The sequence below is a fragment of the Streptococcus lutetiensis genome, assembly GCF_900475675.1.
In the GTDB taxonomy this organism is placed as follows: Bacteria; Bacillota; Bacilli; order Lactobacillales; family Streptococcaceae; genus Streptococcus; species Streptococcus lutetiensis.
In genome coordinates, this window is record NZ_LS483403.1 from 1,719,845 (window position 1) to 1,736,353 (window position 16,509).

Genomic DNA, 16,509 nt, shown 5'->3' on the forward strand with positions numbered 1-16,509 from the left:
CTTTTTTTCTTTTTACTTTAGCAAAATAATTGAATTTTAACTGATTGTAATCATTAAGAGATAATTTCAGCCAAATCTATCATAGCTTGTTCAATCTTATCCTTTCCTTTTTGCATAACATGAAGGTAGATTTTTTCTATCTCTCTACTATCTTCTGAATGTCCTACAAATTCTCTAATAACATTTAGGCTTACATTCTTCTCTGCCATAACTGAAACAAAGCTATGTCGAAACATGTGAGGAACTATATGAATAGGTCTACCAAAATCTACTAAGTCATCAATATCTTTATAAGGTTTTCCGCTTTTCTTATTATACTTTGCCGACTGGCTAGCTCCACCTCTTAAGAACATTGAAATTTCTGTATGGTACAGTGGGCTACCTTGTTGATTCTTGCCTTTAATGTAGATTCTAGTAAATATATAGCCCATATCTTTATAAGTTGGATTGAATTCTGCTTGAAACTTATTTCGTTCAATATATTTCAGTAAGATTTGTTCTACTTTTGGTGACATTGGGATAGTTCTAACACTTTCTTTAGTCTTTAGAATTGCTCTGTATCGTTCCTTCTCATCACGTAAACCTTCCTCTGCCATTTCTTTGTCAGTCTTATTATGACTTGCCCTTTGCCAATGAACCTTAATGAGTTTATTCTTGAAATCTAGAACATCTTCATTCAAACCTAATGCCTCACTCGGTCTCATACCTGTCAAGTAAATTATTCTAAGTACATCAGCAACCAGTTCATTATTATGTCGCTTAGTCCAGTTTTCAATAATCTTAAATACTTGATTAGCCTCGTCAACTTCAAGATATTTTTCAGCTATATCTTCCCTAAGTTTTGCCTGCTCCTCTGCACTTGTTAGCGTCTTACGTTTAACCCTCTTATTCAGAATAGGGTGTTGCGACGCTGTCAATTCTCCTTGTTCTACTGCCCAATCAAATATCATTTTAAGATAGATATGAATATTCTTTGAAGTCCCCTCACTTGCATTATTTATAATAGCTTGCATTTTTTCCTGTTCCATACAGAACTGTTTAAGACTCATATTTTCGTTGAAATATGGGGAAATATGCTGGTTATAAACACTAACTCTAGTCTTTAGAGTATTCTTGGCAGGCTTAACACGATTGACCCACCACCTAAAAGCTAAACCGTATAACTCGTTATTTTCATCATACGGTCTAGCTATATCTTTAAGGCATAAAGTTTTACTAGGCTCTAATTTCTTTGGTTTTTCTCCAGTCAAATCTAATATGGTTTCATCAATCATTTCATTTAGTAACTTTGAAACTTTTGTTATCAGCTGACTATTCTTTATGTCCGAAATAAGTAACTTCTCGTGTCCCTTACTGTCCTTTCCTGTTGGTGTTGCCTTAGTAGAATACCACCCTTTATTTTCCCCTCCTGTAAGATACTTATAGCGACTTTTTGTTATCAAGGGGTGAGTATACCTCATTGCAAATTTAACAAGTACATTACCTTTCTTAGAAGGGTCTGGTTTCCATTGATAGACCGTTAAAACTCGAGTAGTCTTACCTACTTTCATTTTCCCCTCCTTGTGCTAAGCAATAACTGCCTCGTTTTCATGGAAAATTTTATAATCAAACCAATCTTTGAAAACTTCTGCATGTATAAAGACATTCCCATGAGTTCCACAAATTCCAAAAGAATAAGGACTACTTCTCATTTGGCGAATGTAATGATCCAAAGTTGGCAGTTTCATACCCTTCCAAAGTTCATCTAGAAACTCTTTTTTCCGATACCAATTTTTAGTCAAATCATAATCTGACTTTGTCTTAATCTCTACCATTGAACACTTTCCCTTTGGAAATATAGGTATCTGGATTATCAGCCATGACTTGAAATCGCCTATTCATCTCCTCAACTGCCTCTCTTAAAGCTCCTGCAATTTGAAAAGGGCTATTATAGACCACTTTATAACCTAGTCTATCCTCCAACTTTCGACCAACAAGCCAAGAAAGTTCTCCTTTTTTGGGGTCGAGTAATTTTATTTCAGCCCCTAAAGTTAAGTATTGAGCCACAAGATTTTCAATCATGACCGTTTTACCTGACTTCGTTGAACCAGCCAAAAGCACATGAGGTGGAGATCCAAATTGCCAACTGACCTTTTCTGAAACAGTTATATTATTGATTAGAAGCGTATCTTCCCAAGTTAATCTCATTTCGGCAAATTTAGGAAAAATATACCTTACTTGACTGATTGTTTCTGTCATTTCCCCCAATTCTAGAGAGAGTGAACTAGATAGAAGAGAACCCAAATTAGAGGCTAAATCATTATACTTATCGCCATATTTCATAGCATAAATTTCTATATTCAACTCAGTTTCTCTATATTTTAGAACTAAATAATTTGTGATTTCTTCTCTGCCATTGACTACCTGACTATCATAAAATTTATTGGAGACAATCATATATTGTAAATTATAGTTAATTCCATTTAGATATATTTGCTGAAACTTTTTCCAAAAACGGAATATAAGGTAAAACATCCCTAAAAAGAATATGCCAACAATTGAACTAATAATATTTTCTTGAAATAATAGGACACTAGCTAAAATTAAAACTGCGAAAACACAATAAAAATATCTTGAAATTATTTTGCTATATATGATAGGAATGTATAGGTTTGGCTTAACCGTTCTAAGCCTCTGTTTGTTCCATCGTAACACTCGCCTTATTATTCTTCTCATTATCAGCACTCTCTTCCTTCACGCTTTCAACTGATATAATGTCCAACGACCATAACAAAAGTGGGATAACTAAGAACCCCCCAGCAACAAAAACCGTTTCTATTAAAGGAGTTCCGTATTCGCTTGTCATATCTAATAGCAAGTAAATAGAAAAGACTAACGCTGGATAAGTTATATAAAACAATAGTTTGTAGATTTTCATGAAATTTGTCCTTTCTTAAAACAAAAGGGGGAGGGGTTAGCTCCCCTTATATCATCACTAAGCTTCAATTATTGAGGTGTAAAAAGAAGCTTCCCTGTAACCTTGGTAAATCTCTTTGTTCATCAAGCTAATCCTAGATTCATCAGAAATACGGTGTTTTTGACGATTAAGAATAATGATGTTTTCTGCTAACTTCTTCAAAGTAGGCTCATAGATTACCCCCTCAATTGGCAATTTTTCCTTTAAAAGATCTCTGGATTCATCATCTAAGAGAAAATTTACTGATACATCTGAATTAAAGCTTTGTACTCGCTTAATTCCATTATTATTCGGCATTTTCATTCCTTCGTTGAGGAAAATTTCTTTAAATTTTTTCATCTATATATTTCTCCATTTTCTATTTTGTTGTTATAGTCAATATTTTTAATAAGTAAAGGCGAAGCTCTTGCTTTCATTTTTTTACTCCCTGTTTGTTTCTTTGTGTAACACTCTATAGAACTTTTATCTTAAAAATATAGTGTATGACACTATAGAACTTTAATTAATAAATAATAAAGATGAAAACCATCCTTATTATTTATTAATTCGTTTTGCCTTAAACAATTCAATTTCTTCTGTCTTCGAACGATAATAAAGATATATAAAAATCTTAATGACGTAATTCAAGTTAATCACCCTCTGCATAGAGTCTGGTTTTAATTTATACCTATAATCCTCTAAACCTTGTAACACATCACTAAACAGATAGAATCTTGGAGTAATCGTCCCAACTTCTTGCGAATAATCTACTTTCTGGCTTGCTATTTCTGCAAAGACTTGAGACCACTCAATCTCTTTCCTATCATCTTTTTCTTTTACAAAATAATATGCTGCCTCCAAGATACTTCCACTTGAAACCATGATAGATAAAGTTGGTGAATATCCCTGAGAAAAATCTTCATATTCTTTCAATATTGCCTCATACTTATCTATTAAAAAATTCTTTTCACTTTTTAGTTGCTCTTCCTTTAAGAAAATAAGTTCATTTAGCCAATATTTTGTCTCATGAGCAACTCGAACTGTTTTATACTCTCTACTCATTTTCTCTCCCCTTTATGTTCTATCGTATCTTACACTATAATATCACATGGGATATCTAAATGCAAGAAAAAAGTTATTTTTCAAGACAAACGTATGAAGAAAATCATTTATTGAAAAAGTTTTGAAAATATCAAAAGTCTAAATTTTTAGGTGTTTTGTGAAATTTTACTCAAAAAATTTGGTTTCTTTTCTATCAATAGTTCTTGAAAAGATTGCTTTCTGTAACTATTGTTCTTGACTCCTTAACTTTTTAGAATAAATTTTTGTATTTCAGAAATTTATTGGAACTTTTTTCTTCATGCGTTTGTCGTGGTTATTTTTTTATAACTGATTCCTAACTGATTAAAGTTCAAGTAATCTACAATTCACTATATATCACTCGCTTTCTATCCGATATAAATCCTGTCAGATAAAGCTTTCTAAGTATCATAATACTTCATTAAAATAACATTTTCTTTACTGAAGTAAAATAAGACATCATACAGAAAGCCTATGAAATCAACGTTTCTAGGCTTTTTTGCTTGCTTAAAATGTAGTTTTGTCTGATTTTTGTCTGATTAAAAGTATATTATCTATTCAAACATCTCCTATATCCGTCATACTTCCAAGTTTTTATGGAATCACTTTAAAGCAACTTTTTTCCACTTGCGAATCTTAGTTCTAAATGTTCCGAAAGGAGCTACCGTATTAATATGAATAAACTTATAAACTTCCCAGACTGCATTCTTAGTCGCACTATCAGCCCATTTTCTCATATGAGGTTTAAATAGGACTTCGTCGCTCATTGAATCAATCATGTTACCTATAGTATCTACATTATCATTGAGTTGAGCCGTAAGTTCTTTGATGGTTAGACTAGCGTAGGTCTCAGTAAAATGCTGATATAGCTCTCCAAGTTGATTCCATTTAAACGTCTCAGTTGGTGTTTTAACTTCTAAGCCACTCTGTTCATCTGACTCCCATTTTAGTATCAGGGTAGTCCAGCCAACCTGATAGGCTAGATTCTCCGCTGGTGTCCTATCAACCTCATCAATTCTTAAATCTTTCAACTTCTCAGGAATGTCATTGAATTCAGCAATATATTTTTTATATGATTTTAGTACTTCTTCCTTAAGTTCGTTTTTATCTGAATATGTTCTCATTTCTTTCCTCCTTAATTTAGTCAAGTTCATTGTATCATATTCTTTTCTCTTTTTCTTAGGAAGTACAGCTTTTATAATTCTATATATCAAATGAATTTTATTCAATCAACTTTTCTAGCTTTTCAACTGCCCCTCTCATGGTATCTTTTTGCTTCTTAATCACATGGAGGTAGACACGCTCAATCTCCTTGGAATCCTCCGAGTGTCCGACAAATTCTCGAATAGTAGGGAGGTCAATACCTTCGCTAGCCATAATAGAGATAAAGCTATGGCGGAACATATGAGGGATGACATGAATCGGTCTGCCAAAGTCTAGAAAGCTATCGATATCCTTATAGGGCTTGCCTGCTTTCTTGTTATACTTTGCTGACTGACTAGAGCCACCTCTCAGGAATTGTGAGAGTTCGTTGTGATAGAGCGGAGAGCCTTGTCGATTACCTGCCCTAATATAGGTTCTAGTAAAGAGATACCCTAAGTCTTGGTAAGTCGGACTGAATTGAGCTTGAAATTTATTTCTGTCAATATAGTGACGTAGAATCTTTTCAACCTCAGGGCTCATTGGAATCGTGCGGACACTTTCCTTGGTCTTAAGGTCTGCTCGGTAGCGTTCCTTTTCGTCAAGATTGAGTGCTTCCATCATATCATCCGATTTATTCTTACTTGCCCTCTGCCAATGAACTTTTATCCACTTTTTCTCAAAATCAAGCATGTCTTCATTTAAGCCTAAAACCTCACTTGGTCGCATGCCTGTTAGAAAAATCATTCTCAATACATCTGCGATAAGTTGGTTATCAGGTCGATTAGTCCAGCTCTCTATCAGGCGGAGAACATGGTTAACCTCACTTGCTTCTAGATACTTCTCTGCTATATCTTCACGCTTCTTGTCCTGCTCCTCACTCTTTGTCAGAACTTGCCTTTTAACCTTATTGCTGGCAATCGGGTCTTGTGTAAGAGTTATCTGTCCATTTTCAACTGACCAGTCAAAAATCATCTTAAGGTAGATATGCAGATTTCTCGCCATGTGCATAGAAGAAGCATTGATAAGATTTTGAATTTCATCTGTCATAAAGGCAAATTTCGTGATGGACATTCTGGTATCAAAGTTCGGCTCAATATAGCGATTATAGATAGTAACCCTTGTTTTAAGGGTATTATTGGCTGGCTTGACCCTTTCATGCCATGCTTTAAAGGCTTTACCGTAAAAATTTCCATCTTTATCAAATGGCTTGGCGATTTCTTCTAGGGTTAAAAGTTTCTTGGCTTTCTTAGGCTTAATGCCCATTAGCTCGGCGATATAGTCATCAACTAATTTATTCAGTTCTTGCGTGACCTGAGTAATTAATCGTGTGTTTTTAATATCGCTGACCAAGAGACGTTCTTTCCCAGAAGGTAACTTTTTGCTCGGTGTTGCCTTGGTGGTAAACCACCCTTTACTAGCACCTGTAGAAAGGTATTTCTTATGAGATTTTTTAGTAATAGGGTGGGTGAATCGCATAGCGAATTTCACCAAGACATTACCCGCCTTATAAGGGTCTGGTCGCCAAGAACTGATGATAAGTACTCTTGAACCATTATCTCTCATAGGGACTACCTACGCCATCCTTGCGACATACTGATTGGCAATTTTGTAGTCAAACCACGCCACAAAGACTTCTGAATGGATAAAGACATTGCCGTGTGTTCCTTTGATACCGAAAGCGTAAGGGCTGTCTTTCATCTGACGAATGTAACTATTAAGTGTTGCAACGGTCATGCCATGCCAGAGCTCATCTAGAAAGACGGATTTGCGGTACCAGTTACGGGTTAAGTCAAAATCATGTTCTGTTTTTAATGTTGCCATTGAATTCTCCTTCTGTTTTAGTTATAATCAAGTTAGTTATTTTTTTGGAAAGGCGATTTGTAGCTTGCTACAGGTCGTCTTTTCTTATGCCCCAATAGGCTGAGCTTAGTTGCTCTTGTTTGTACTGCTGAATGTCAGTCTCGTCTGTTTCGGTTAGCTTAGAAATCCCCAATTCAAGTAAGTGCTGGATATAGCTATCTGCCTTTTCTTGCCCGTGAGATTCCGCCTTAGCGACATAGAGTTTTCCGAGTGTTCGTGAGACTTGTTTCTCTGTCCACTTCTCAGAACGTTTTAGGGTAGGTTTTGTCCGTTTTACGCTTAAGACCGTCTTTTCTTGTGTCTCTAGATAGTCATTCCACCATTTTACCGCCTTTCTTCGCCAACGGTTAGAATCCTTGTCCCTCGGGCTGACAAAACGGTAGTGTCCGTTAATAACTTCAAAGTAAATCTCTTTGAGCGGTCGCCCCTCTTTAATCTGTTTAGCTAGTAAATTTGCTTTTTCCTGCCAGCACCTCAGCTCTGCTCTTGTCCATGATAAGGGCGTATTTGGCAATTCTTGGTCTAGCTTTTGTTCTAACAATTTGTTATAGACACACCATTGCTGAGTACCTCTAACACCAATCGTAACCATTTCACCGACCTTTTCACCATTTTCAAGAAGGCTCTTTTCATGGTAATCAAAGGTTTTAGCGGTTGATATGCAGAGTTGCTTTTTACAATAACTGTAAATGAGTGGGACGGATAGACTGTCATCAAAGATATCGTTGGCAATATCTAGTCTCGTAACGTTACTATGACATTCAGAAATGCATTTCATTAAGGTTACCCAGTTATTGACATTGTTTTCCATATATTCTTCATACTGACGGCACCCCCGCCCTCTCAGTTCGATAAAGACTCCCATCTTTGATTGCCAGTCCTTATTGAAGTAAACCTTTATCTCTGAGAAGGAATAATGTCGTTGATACTTGTTTATCCCCCATTCATTGAGGACAAACTTGTCTTTAGGAAGAATGAGGATTTTCTCAATGACATCATCTGGAGCCAAGCCTTTAATCGTTACGGCTAAATAGTCTAACATCACTGAGTTATCCATGTCTAGGCTCCAATAAATTTAATATCGGTTGCCACTAGCTTTAAGCCACCCCAATTCCCTCCACCATTATTGTTGGCTCGCCAACCAAGATGGACTTCTGGATTGACAAGTTCTACCACAAGGGAGTTTAACCCATCCTTTTCAACGGATTTAGCCAACTTGTCAAGATTGTCTACAATCTCCAAGCGAATGCCCTTAAGGTCATCAGAAGAATAGCCCAAGTCTTTCAAGGCTTGAATTTTGTCTGTATCTTGTACAGAGCAAGTGATTTTAGCCACTTCATCTGTCGCAATGCTTTCGCCATTGACATTTTTATAGACTGGTGCAACCCGTGAAGAAAGGATAGTCACTTTCTTTGGAATGTCAAATTGTGATTTATCTAATTTCAAATCACCAACTTTTATGGTTTCGTCTGTTAAGTTAAATTTTGTCATGTGTTTTTCTCCTGTTCATAAAAGCTACGCCTACATGAAATCTGTCATAAATCGTTGATATCATGGGCTTTATAAAGATTTTTTCGTGAAATTTGCTTCAAATCGCTGAACCCCTTGCTTATCAAGGGTTTTGACCATATTTCGTGTATATGTGCACCCCCTAATAGGGAACGGGGTGCAATTTCAATTTCGATTTCAGCCGTTTGCCACCTTCCCCACCTGCTCTGGGCTACCGTATTGACCACTCGCCCAGCGGTGGGGTGGCGAACCGTCTTCATCGATTGAAGAAACCAATTCTCTTAGATGTTTTATCCCCTGTCTCTTTCTCTAAGTTCTGAATTCTGACAAGAAGCACTTCTAACTTCTGTTTCAACTCAGTTAGGTTTCTTTGGTAATCCTCTTGAATTTCCATAAAAGAAACTTCTAGCTCGTCTACAAGCTCTCTAATGGGTTTCTGATGGTCTTTTCCCTTGGAACTCCCATAAACGCTTAGAATTGCCCTCTCAAGCCCTAATGAGGACTTCTTATCCGCGACCGCTTGAAAGTAGCAAGGTCATCATCTGTAAAGAGATAGATTTTAGAATAAGATTTCCGACCCGTTCTCACTCTACTTTCTTTAAATTGAGTACCAGTCAAGCTTTCAATTTTTAATCGCCACTTTTTCAGTGTTGAAACTGAGTTAAGACCGTCAACCCTATCCACAACTTCTTGATAATCATATTCATTCATTAGCTTACCTGTGTTTTCTGATTGAGAAAGTCGGTCACAATCTGCAAGGCTCTAGATTCAATCAATCGTTCAAATCCCGTACTCTTGATAAGGCGATAGAGTTCTCTGTCATCTAAATCTTTGCAGTCCTCTGGTTTGATGAAAACTTTCTCTTGTGTCTCTGGCGAGTAGGCAACCCACTCCACCATTTGTAGTTCAATACTTGTTTGATTCATAATTACCCTCTTTTCTGACGTTTGCATCCAACTAGCATTTATCCGAAATATCTGGTATAATTACAGTAATTAGATTTACTGTCCTTGAACGATGTACCAGATTGTTCAAGGATTTTTTCTACCTTCCTTTCTTTTTTGATTGTTAAGTTAGCTCCTTTCTATCAATCATATACGATTTTATATACGATTGCTGTAAATTTTTTGAACAATCCTAATGCTCATTAAAAATGATATACGAAAACATATAAGATGCCAAGTATTAACCACAAAAAATGTACGATTTTATAAACTACTATGTTATAATGGTCTGAGAGGTAACTTATGTTTGAAATACTTAAACCTGATAAAAAGGCTGTTGGGAAAAGATTGAGGCAAGTCAAGGATGAGTTAAATTTGTCTTTTACAGATTTTGGAAATCGTCTTGGACTAAAAAAATCAACCATCAACGCATATGTAAGAGGAGATAACTTAGCGCCTCTTGAAGTTTTAGAAAAAGTATCAAAAATCTATGGAAAACCTGTAGGTTGGTTTTACTATGGAGAATTGGAAGAATATATTGAACTTTACCTTAGAAAACTTGGTTATGGTACATTCCTAGATGAATATCCTGAGACACCGTTAAAGATAAAGGATGAGCTTTTTAGGATTAAAGCAAATCCAAAACAATTAATCACAACTAACGGGGGAGTAACCATTGGAACATTTGAGAATCCTAATTGGGAAAATGACTTTGGTTACCCAAATGAAGGCTACCTAGATGATATCTTTTTTGAAATGCTTTGTGAAACTCTAAAGAACTCAATTAGACAGGAAGCTCAAACCTACCTAAGTCAGCAAGAAGGACTTGACGATACTAAAATCAAAGAACTCTCTAATTACTTTGCCAACCAAATCTACATCTCATATGATTTTGTCGGAAATTTAGAAAATCTTTCTAAAGATAAAATCAAGCAAGAAGTTAAAGAAAGCTATGAACGTCTGCTTAAAGATTCACCTCAAGCCGGTGTAGAAGTTAGCTATGATTCCAATTACCTACTTGGTTTTCTAATAAATACACTTGCGGATAGTCAAACAACAAGGCAATTACTTTCAGATATGTCACAAGCAACAGTCGGTATGCCTTTTTCACAATTTCATGAGGGACATGAATTAGTTGAGGTCATTCAATCCGTTAGACCACGCCTGATAGAACTTTATAACAATACAACCTTTGACGATTGGACTGACTGGTCTGAGAAATAACTTTAGAGAGGAAGATAAAAATGGATAGATTTAAAAATATACCCAAACCACATTTACCACAAAAACTCCCTTTTGACTATACTTCAATATATACTGACCCTCAAATTATTAAGTTAGTCACTAAAGCCAATATTGCTATTGGTACTTATGAAGGATTTTTAGAATCCATCATTAATCCTATGTTGCTGATTTCTCCCTTGCTTAGCCAAGAAGCCGTTCTCTCCTCAAAACTTGAAGGAACTCATGCTACTTTGGAGGACTTACTTAATTATGAGGCAGGCAATAAAGTTGATATTGAGCGTGACGAATTGCATGAGATTATTAATTATCGAAAAGCACTCTTTTACGCCTTAAAAACATCTCTATCATCAATGACAACGATTCTAAAGGCTTGCCTTTATCTAATAGAATTATTAAAGAAATGCACAAAATTCTTCTGGATAATGTTAGAGGTAGTAGTAAAAATCCTGGTAATTTTAAGAGAAGCCAAAATTATATCGGTAGCGTAGCTTCTATATCATATACTCCTGTCCCTGCAGAACAAACACCAGAATACATGTCTAACTTAGAGCAATATATCCATTATGACGACTTAGACTTATTGGTTCAGTCGGCAATTATTCATGCTCAGTTTGAAATGATTCACCCTTTTGAAGACGGCAATGGACGAATCGGGCGATTGCTCATACCACTGTTCCTATATTATCAGGAACTCCTTTCTTACCCAACCTTTTATATGAGTTCATACTTTGAAAAAGATAGGTCTCTTTATATATCTCACCTGTCAAATATTTCAAAAAACAACAACTGGAAAGACTGGTTTAAATACTATCTAGAGGGAGTGATATTGTCCGCAGAAGAGAGCACAAAAAAAGCTCAAGACATACTGAGCCTATATAACATCATGAAGGAACAAGCCATTCCCAATCTTAATTCTGTGTCAGGTATCCAGCTTCTTGACTTTATATTCTCAGCTCCAATCTTTAAGGCAGAACAAGTTAGTGAACACCTAAAAATTTCTAAGAGAACTACCTACACTTTACTGAATAAGTTAATTGACGAAGGTTATCTTTCAACAGATAATGCTCAAAGGAATAAAACCTACTATTGTCCTCAACTTCTTTCAATCGTTCAATAAAGTATCTCTTAGTGAAGTAATATTCATTTTTACTTCACTTATTCATTTCTTAGTGAAGCGAAACCCGTTTTTACTTCACTTATTTTTCGTTATGTGAAGCAGAGTTGGTTTTTACTTCACTTAGCAAGTGACTTATCATTTATACCCTATTTACTTATACTTAAATAAAAGGAATTTTACCCATGCCCCAAAATAGGATAAACAATTTCATCAAAATAGGAGGCTTAATCTTAGTAATCTCTTTTCTACTATTAGTCCTTGATATAGTTAATCTTCCAACAAAACTTGGTTTTAATATAAAAACTTTAAATGTTGAAATTTGGAATATTTACGCCACGCTTTTAGGAAGTGGATTAACTCTATATGGCGTTCTTATAACAATTAACAGTCAATATGAATCACAAATAGAAGATACTAAACGGATTGTAAAGCCTATGATTGATGTGTCATCCGTTGACGAGTATAATTACAAGAATAAGTATATTCAATTTGACTTTATATTTCCCAAAGCATATCCAAATCTTCCAAGAAAGAATAATGTTGATACTCCAAATGTCACCATCTCTCTAGAAAATATTGGAACTAGGGAACTGTATAATTTATATATAGGAAATTTTGAAGCTACTTATTTTGATGATGGGGGCTATTATTATCAACTTAATCCAATCTTATATTCAGACCATCAGGTACAACTTAATCTTTTGTTTTATGAAAAAATTGGTTATCTTAAAGAATTTAATCAGGAAGATAAATTTCATTTGCTCATTTCTCCCATCAAATTTTCAACCTATTTTCAGGATTGCTTAAATAACTGGTATGAGCAATCATTTGAATTATGTATTTTCCACCAAGTTCAAGAAGACAAGTCAGATGAAGAAACTTCACTAACAGTTCGTATTGAAAGAGTAGAGATATATTCTGCCCCTAAAGAAATTTCTCCCGATTTACTTCCGTGGGTAACTAATCCAAGTAAGTTAGTCCATTTTTTGTGACATCACTTATAAGCCACCTCGCTCCTATGCAATTTATCATTAATGACCTAAATTTTATCTGATTTTTGTCTGATTGAAACTGAAGTAAGGTCAAAATCACTCTATTTCATCAATAATTGAAAGATTGAAAAGCCCATAAAATAAACGTTTCTGTTCATCATGAAACTTGCTAAATTACACATTACGCTTACTGAAGTTAAATAAGGATTCAATACGAATCAATACAAAAGAAAAACGCTGATTTTAAGCGTTTTTTTCTTTATTCAGAATGCGATATATTGCACTGTATTTCAATTCAAACTCTACCTTTTTCTTAATTGATTTTTGTTCATACTGAGCTAAGTCAACTTAACCATGATTAAATAATAACATTATATCTTATCTAATACTTTTCCTGTAATTAATATACTCGGTTAATGTCATAATTGACAAATTTCCAGATTTATCTTCAACAATATACAAATCATTTAGATATTCATTGCTATTGTTATCGAGAATACTTTCTGCTTCGATAATTTTTTCTATAGAGTCTTGGGGTCCATAGTCAGAAATATCGCATGACACTTCTAAATATATTGTTCCTTTACCAGTATTAGATTTAATGGTCAGTTTAGCATCAAGTATAACTACATTATTTTTTTATTTTAGAAATAATCTTAATAATAATATCTTTCAAAATATCTACACATAGAGCTATTTCAAGTTCATTTAAAAAGTCATTATTAACCAATATCTCGATAAAAGAATAGAACGAAGCATGAATCTGATTACCCCTAAGGAAAGCAACTTCAATATCATCACTTTTTGATCGTTCTTGAATTTCTAACTGCTCGTCATCTGTAAAAAGATCTGGAGCTTTAATTAGTATTTCCTTTGTTATAAATACCCTTCCTTAGATTAATTAAATAGAACTAATGTCTAATTATCAATATTAATACTCTATTCTTTCATGCCTGAAAACACTTCGATATGGTTCCCTAGTATTTTTATATCTACTGGAAGATTATCCGACTTATCTCCATCAACATCTGACTCTAACTTAACCTCTGAAGAAATCCTAATATTACGCGCTTTGATATATTCGATATTATCGTTACCTACTAGATCTCCTTTTAACAAATCTGGGATAGTCGATAGTTTAGAAATAATAGTTGCATCTTTTAAAATCAAGATATTTCCATATCCATCTGTATTTTCATCAAATAGTTTTTTGTCTGCATAGTAATTAGATAGAAGAACTAAGACCTGACTAGCTTCACCTTCATAATTGCCATTTTCGCTTTCAATACGAACATTAAATACATCGTCTTCCACAACGGACTTCATCGTATTGATTGCATATGCAAAGATACCGTACTTTGTTTTATCTTCAATATTAACGTTATGAATGGCTTCTGGTAAAGATCCAACACTAAAAATATAGCCAAAATAATTTTGATTAGCTTTTCCAATATCAATGGTTTTCGTAAAATTGAAATCAAGTTCTTCTATCGCTTGATCAATACTTTGGTTGATCTCTAAAAGCTTTGTGATTAGATTACCAGTTCCACCAGGAATAATACCAAGTTTTGGAATGTGATTTTTTTCAGCAATCCCTGAAATAACCTCATTTACAGTACCGTCTCCACCAAAAACAATTACTGCATCATATTTTTCTTTAGAGGCCTTTTCAGCAAATTGAGTTGCATCTTTGGCTTTTTGCGTAATCTTAGTTTCAACATAATCAAAATACTTTTTAGCCTTATTCTCCAGGCTCTCTTTATAATCTAATGCTGTTTCTCCTCCAGAAGTTGGATTAATAATTATCATTACTTTTTTCATTGATATTTTCTCCTATGGACTACTAGTGACAATACTTTTCAATGGTTTCTTATGCTTATCAAATTAATATCTCACATTACTTGTTGTTATTTGAGGATTCTTTATACTTATCCTTTTCTATTTGTTGAAGATCATCATCATTTTTATATTGAATAATGTAGTCGACTAATTCTTTTTCAGTTAATCTATCATTTGTTAATTGTGAAACCTGAATCGAGATATTTTTCAAACCATATTCATTTTGTTTGTTAATGATACTTTGTAACTCAGATTCTGAAAGATACTTACCTGAAATGGTTAGCTTTAGTGTATTGTTTTCTTTACTATATTTCTTTTTCAAAATAGTATGGTTTTCAAATTGATCAGATAGATAATTATTGATAGACTCATTGATTAGCGTATCTCTAACTAAGGTAGTTGCAGAAGCTAAACTTGGAATAATAAGAACAAGCGAGACTAAAATTAATATTTTTCGCATTTTAGAGGCTTCACGATTATGTTTAAAATAAGGATTTTTAATCATCATCACATTAGTGCCAATATATGTAGCAATCATAATAAAACTGCAGTTAATGGAGAACAAATATGACGCCCCTATCATATACTCAAGATTTCCTGTGGCAATAGAATACCCCACGGTACAAACGGGTGGCATAAGAGCAGTTGCAATGGCGACACCAGGAACAATGTTATTAGCTTCTTTCTTTCGTGCTCCAATAATGCCGGCTAATCCACCGACGAATGCGATTACAACGTCCCAAATTGTGGGCGAAGTTCTAGCAATAATTTCCGTACTTGCGTAAGAAATGGGCGAAAGTAAAAAATAAAGTGTAGAGGCTAAAAGGCTTACTGCAACTTGAATAAAAAGAACTTTAAACGATTTTTTGAGAAGTTTTGTATCTAATATTGCTAACGCAAAACCTACTCCAAGGATAGGTGTCATCAATGGAGAAATCAACATTGCCCCTATGATTGTTGGAATAGAATTCATATTCAAACCAATAGATGCAATCAACATCGCACACAATAAAGTGGTTAAGTCACTTTTTGATAATTCTAAATCCTCATAGATTTTTTCCCTAAATTCAATTAAAGAATAAAGTTTATCATCCTTCAAAATTTTTTCCATAACAGTACTCCATCTTTGTTAGTATAGTCACTTTTTAAGAAGTTAATCGGTATCGTTTGATCTCTTTTGTAAGGAAAGGATTTCCTGAAGAAATAACTTTTTAACTTCATCCTCTGATGATGTTTCGAAATCGTCAATCATTATTTTTGCAACTTCTTTACGAGAGCTTGTTCCATATTCTTCTTTCAATTCATAATCAATTCTCTCCTCAAAATTGGTATAAGGATATTGACCAAGTAGTGCATTGATACGTTGATCAAATTCATAATCAATCCACCACTTCTCAAACAATTCTTTGAAAGCTTGCAAATCTGGTTCAGAATCCCATAGGGCTAATGCATCCATGAAACCAATTTTATATCCATTAATTTCTGAGCAGAAACCAACGACCTCATCCTTATTAATTTTGGCCAATTCCTAACGCATTTCAAGCAAATTCTTGTCTACAAAGAGTCGTTCAAAACCCTCAAGCTGTTTACTAAATTCGTCTAATTTAGTGTAATCCTGACGATTCAATGTTTCTCTAATATCCATAATAATCTCCTTTTTGAATTTTAAACTACTACTGGAAATAACACAGTATCCTGTGTATGATTTAGGCTTTTTATTGGATGATACTTCATAAAGAAAAAGTATGTAAGTATTTATATATTTCAATTATACATTTTATTTCCACTTTCGTCACTCTCACTTCTTAGGGAGTTTTTTTAACGTTTTAATTGACTAAAAATCTT

The 16,509-nt window shown here is 34.3% G+C and carries 18 protein-coding genes and 2 pseudogenes; 3 read left to right on the forward strand and 17 right to left on the reverse strand.

The features are described 5' to 3' along the window. Nucleotides 1-53 precede the first annotated feature (53 nt). The 14 genes and pseudogenes from DQN23_RS08620 to DQN23_RS08685 all read right to left on the reverse strand — a co-directional run bounded on the left by DQN23_RS08620 (nt 54) and on the right by DQN23_RS08685 (nt 9,453). The gene (locus DQN23_RS08620) at nt 54-1,550 is read right to left on the reverse strand and encodes a tyrosine-type recombinase/integrase (RefSeq protein WP_111713043.1); all 1,497 of its coding nucleotides are present in this window, start codon (nt 1,548-1,550) and stop codon (nt 54-56) included. Nucleotides 1,551-1,565: 15 nt separating this feature from the next. Next, a complete protein-coding gene (locus tag DQN23_RS08625) occupies nt 1,566-1,814 on the reverse strand; it encodes a hypothetical protein (protein ID WP_111713044.1) in 249 nt (82 codons plus the stop codon). Further along, a complete protein-coding gene (locus tag DQN23_RS08630) occupies nt 1,801-2,715 on the reverse strand; it encodes an FtsK/SpoIIIE domain-containing protein (protein ID WP_233422883.1) in 915 nt (304 codons plus the stop codon). The genes DQN23_RS08625 and DQN23_RS08630 overlap by 14 nt, the downstream gene beginning before the upstream one ends. Continuing rightward, entirely contained in the window at nt 2,666-2,917 is a 252-nt protein-coding gene (locus DQN23_RS08635) for a hypothetical protein (protein WP_111713045.1), read from the reverse strand. The genes DQN23_RS08630 and DQN23_RS08635 overlap by 50 nt, the downstream gene beginning before the upstream one ends. Nucleotides 2,918-2,974: 57 nt before the next feature. After that, entirely contained in the window at nt 2,975-3,295 is a 321-nt protein-coding gene (locus DQN23_RS08640) for a hypothetical protein (protein WP_111713046.1), read from the reverse strand. Nucleotides 3,296-3,490: 195 nt separating this feature from the next. After that, complete coding sequence (locus DQN23_RS08645) at nt 3,491-3,997, reverse strand: hypothetical protein (RefSeq protein ID WP_111713047.1); 507 nt, start codon at nt 3,995-3,997, stop codon at nt 3,491-3,493. A gap of 620 nt (nt 3,998-4,617) precedes the next feature. Continuing rightward, the gene (locus DQN23_RS08650; protein WP_111713096.1) at nt 4,618-5,139 is read right to left on the reverse strand and encodes a ClbS/DfsB family four-helix bundle protein; all 522 of its coding nucleotides are present in this window, start codon (nt 5,137-5,139) and stop codon (nt 4,618-4,620) included. A gap of 97 nt (nt 5,140-5,236) precedes the next feature. Beyond that, a complete protein-coding gene (locus tag DQN23_RS08655) occupies nt 5,237-6,721 on the reverse strand; it encodes a tyrosine-type recombinase/integrase (protein WP_111713048.1) in 1,485 nt (494 codons plus the stop codon). A 9-nt stretch (nt 6,722-6,730) separates the two neighbouring features. Continuing rightward, entirely contained in the window at nt 6,731-6,979 is a 249-nt protein-coding gene (locus DQN23_RS08660) for a hypothetical protein (protein WP_111713049.1), read from the reverse strand. A 67-nt stretch (nt 6,980-7,046) separates the two neighbouring features. After that, nucleotides 7,047-8,075 (reverse strand): replication initiation factor domain-containing protein, encoded by a 1,029-nt coding sequence (locus DQN23_RS08665; protein WP_020917611.1) that lies wholly within the window; start codon nt 8,073-8,075, stop codon nt 7,047-7,049. A gap of 2 nt (nt 8,076-8,077) precedes the next feature. After that, entirely contained in the window at nt 8,078-8,509 is a 432-nt protein-coding gene (locus tag DQN23_RS08670; RefSeq protein ID WP_000159997.1) for a hypothetical protein, read from the reverse strand. A 44-nt stretch (nt 8,510-8,553) separates the two neighbouring features. After that, on the reverse strand, nt 8,554-8,787 hold the full coding sequence (locus tag DQN23_RS09615) for a hypothetical protein (RefSeq protein ID WP_043895152.1): 234 nt from the start codon (nt 8,785-8,787) through the stop codon (nt 8,554-8,556). After that, a pseudogene (locus DQN23_RS09490) lies at nt 8,784-9,238 on the reverse strand (hypothetical protein). The gene DQN23_RS09615 and the pseudogene DQN23_RS09490 overlap by 4 nt, the downstream one beginning before the upstream one ends. Further along, nucleotides 9,238-9,453, reverse strand: a complete 216-nt coding sequence (locus tag DQN23_RS08685; protein ID WP_111713050.1) for an HhH-GDP family DNA glycosylase — start codon at nt 9,451-9,453, stop codon at nt 9,238-9,240. Before DQN23_RS08685 ends, DQN23_RS09490 begins: the two are co-directional and overlap by 1 nt. Before the next feature lie 321 nt (nt 9,454-9,774). Between DQN23_RS08685 and DQN23_RS08690 the strand changes: the two genes are divergently transcribed. The 3 genes and pseudogenes from DQN23_RS08690 to DQN23_RS08700 all read left to right on the forward strand — a co-directional run bounded on the left by DQN23_RS08690 (nt 9,775) and on the right by DQN23_RS08700 (nt 12,825). Continuing rightward, a complete protein-coding gene (locus DQN23_RS08690; RefSeq protein ID WP_020917613.1) occupies nt 9,775-10,695 on the forward strand; it encodes a helix-turn-helix domain-containing protein in 921 nt (306 codons plus the stop codon). Nucleotides 10,696-10,715: 20 nt separating this feature from the next. Continuing rightward, nucleotides 10,716-11,833 (forward strand): annotated as a pseudogene (locus tag DQN23_RS09620) (Fic family protein). A 182-nt stretch (nt 11,834-12,015) separates the two neighbouring features. Continuing rightward, nucleotides 12,016-12,825 (forward strand): hypothetical protein, encoded by an 810-nt coding sequence (locus DQN23_RS08700; RefSeq protein ID WP_020917614.1) that lies wholly within the window; start codon nt 12,016-12,018, stop codon nt 12,823-12,825. Nucleotides 12,826-13,764: 939 nt separating this feature from the next. Here the strand turns inward: DQN23_RS08700 and DQN23_RS08710 are convergent. The 3 genes from DQN23_RS08710 to DQN23_RS08720 all read right to left on the reverse strand — a co-directional run bounded on the left by DQN23_RS08710 (nt 13,765) and on the right by DQN23_RS08720 (nt 16,189). After that, nucleotides 13,765-14,646 (reverse strand): diacylglycerol/lipid kinase family protein, encoded by an 882-nt coding sequence (locus DQN23_RS08710; RefSeq protein WP_111713051.1) that lies wholly within the window; start codon nt 14,644-14,646, stop codon nt 13,765-13,767. 76 nt (nt 14,647-14,722) lie between these two features. Beyond that, on the reverse strand, nt 14,723-15,775 hold the full coding sequence (locus tag DQN23_RS08715; RefSeq protein ID WP_020917615.1) for a TIGR00341 family protein: 1,053 nt from the start codon (nt 15,773-15,775) through the stop codon (nt 14,723-14,725). 42 nt (nt 15,776-15,817) lie between these two features. Beyond that, nucleotides 15,818-16,189: a hypothetical protein gene (locus DQN23_RS08720; RefSeq protein ID WP_111713052.1), complete on the reverse strand. Its 372-nt coding sequence runs from the start codon at nt 16,187-16,189 to the stop codon at nt 15,818-15,820. Nucleotides 16,190-16,509: the final 320 nt, after the last annotated feature.

What these genes read in the sequence shown, in the direction of transcription:
- DQN23_RS08620 (WP_111713043.1), bottom strand. Translation starts at nt 1,550, where the DNA reads ATGAAAGTAGGTAAGACTACTCGAGTTTTAACGGTCTATCAATGGAAA.
- DQN23_RS08625 (WP_111713044.1), bottom strand. Translation starts at nt 1,814, where the DNA reads ATGGTAGAGATTAAGACAAAGTCAGATTATGATTTGACTAAAAATTGG.
- DQN23_RS08630 (WP_233422883.1), bottom strand. Translation starts at nt 2,715, where the DNA reads ATGAGAAGAATAATAAGGCGAGTGTTACGATGGAACAAACAGAGGCTT.
- DQN23_RS08635 (WP_111713045.1), bottom strand. Translation starts at nt 2,917, where the DNA reads ATGAAAATCTACAAACTATTGTTTTATATAACTTATCCAGCGTTAGTC.
- DQN23_RS08640 (WP_111713046.1), bottom strand. Translation starts at nt 3,295, where the DNA reads ATGAAAAAATTTAAAGAAATTTTCCTCAACGAAGGAATGAAAATGCCG.
- DQN23_RS08645 (WP_111713047.1), bottom strand. Translation starts at nt 3,997, where the DNA reads ATGAGTAGAGAGTATAAAACAGTTCGAGTTGCTCATGAGACAAAATAT.
- DQN23_RS08650 (WP_111713096.1), bottom strand. Translation starts at nt 5,139, where the DNA reads ATGAGAACATATTCAGATAAAAACGAACTTAAGGAAGAAGTACTAAAA.
- DQN23_RS08655 (WP_111713048.1), bottom strand. Translation starts at nt 6,721, where the DNA reads ATGAGAGATAATGGTTCAAGAGTACTTATCATCAGTTCTTGGCGACCA.
- DQN23_RS08660 (WP_111713049.1), bottom strand. Translation starts at nt 6,979, where the DNA reads ATGGCAACATTAAAAACAGAACATGATTTTGACTTAACCCGTAACTGG.
- DQN23_RS08665 (WP_020917611.1), bottom strand. Translation starts at nt 8,075, where the DNA reads ATGGATAACTCAGTGATGTTAGACTATTTAGCCGTAACGATTAAAGGC.
- DQN23_RS08670 (WP_000159997.1), bottom strand. Translation starts at nt 8,509, where the DNA reads ATGACAAAATTTAACTTAACAGACGAAACCATAAAAGTTGGTGATTTG.
- DQN23_RS09615 (WP_043895152.1), bottom strand. Translation starts at nt 8,787, where the DNA reads ATGAAGACGGTTCGCCACCCCACCGCTGGGCGAGTGGTCAATACGGTA.
- DQN23_RS08685 (WP_111713050.1), bottom strand. Translation starts at nt 9,453, where the DNA reads ATGAATCAAACAAGTATTGAACTACAAATGGTGGAGTGGGTTGCCTAC.
- DQN23_RS08690 (WP_020917613.1), top strand. Translation starts at nt 9,775, where the DNA reads ATGTTTGAAATACTTAAACCTGATAAAAAGGCTGTTGGGAAAAGATTG.
- DQN23_RS08700 (WP_020917614.1), top strand. Translation starts at nt 12,016, where the DNA reads ATGCCCCAAAATAGGATAAACAATTTCATCAAAATAGGAGGCTTAATC.
- DQN23_RS08710 (WP_111713051.1), bottom strand. Translation starts at nt 14,646, where the DNA reads ATGAAAAAAGTAATGATAATTATTAATCCAACTTCTGGAGGAGAAACA.
- DQN23_RS08715 (WP_020917615.1), bottom strand. Translation starts at nt 15,775, where the DNA reads ATGGAAAAAATTTTGAAGGATGATAAACTTTATTCTTTAATTGAATTT.